General features: G+C 47.6%; 2 protein-coding genes. Both read left to right on the forward strand.

Features of this window, described 5'->3' with window-relative positions:
• On the forward strand, window positions 1–560 hold a 560-nt coding region (locus ACYVTD_RS13855; RefSeq protein WP_461248312.1), incomplete at its 5' end, for an ECF-type riboflavin transporter substrate-binding protein.
• 6 nt (window positions 561–566) lie between these two features.
• A partial coding sequence (locus ACYVTD_RS13860; protein WP_461248313.1) for an ABC transporter ATP-binding protein occupies window positions 567–1015 on the forward strand: 449 nt, incomplete at its 3' end.

Genomic DNA, 1015 nt, shown 5'->3' on the forward strand with positions numbered 1-1015 from the left:
GGAAAAAGATGAATAAAGAATTGATTTCAGTAAAGACAGTGGTGGCCATCGGCATCGGCTCGGCGCTTATGTTCGTGCTTATGCGTTTTGTGGCGATTCCTACCGGAGTGCCAAATACAAACGTTAACTTTGGTATCGCGATTCTTTCGGTATTTGCCGCCATTTTCGGCCCCGTAGCCGGGCTTTTAATCGGTTTTATAGGGCATACGCTAACGGATCTGACGTGGGGCAGCGTATGGTGGTCATGGGTAATCGCCGACGCGATATTCGGTTTAGTGGTCGGTATTTTCTGGAAATTATACAAGATCGAAGAAAAAGACTTCGGCATTCAACAGGCGGTTATTTTTAACGGCGTTCAGATTTTCGCCAATTTACTCGCGTGGACTGTCATCGCCCCTACTCTCGACATATTAATTTACCATGAACCATCCGACAAAATATACCTTCAAGGTCTTGTGGCAAGCAGTCTTAACATCGCAGTAGTATTGGTGCTTGGAACGCTCATAGCCATGGGTTATTCCAAAACCGGCAGTAAAGCGGGAAGCCTTAAGGCGGAGTAAAAGAACGTGGCGGAAAACGCGCCTGTTCTGTTATTCGAACATTTTACTTTTCGATACAGGGCGCAGACCGAACCTACGCTGATCGACATTAACCTGAAGATAAACTCGGGGGAGAAGATTCTTATCCTAGGTCCTTCAGGTTCAGGAAAATCCACTCTAATCCACTGTATAAACGGCGTTATCCCCCACGCCTTTAAGGGCGAAAGCTCTGGCGAGCTTTTTCTGGCGGAAAAAAATATCAACGGCTTTACCCTAAACGATATTTCCAAAATAGCGGGGACAGTACTGCAGGATACCGACTGCCAGTTTGTGGGATTAAGCGCCGCGGAGGATGTCGCCTTCGCCCTGGAAAACGACTGCGTACCCACGGAAGAAATGCGCAGCCGTGTGGTTGAAACCGCAAAACTTGTTGACATGGAACCTCATCTTGACAAAAGTCCGCAGGATCTTTCAGG

This window comes from Treponema sp. R6D11, assembly GCF_054786075.1.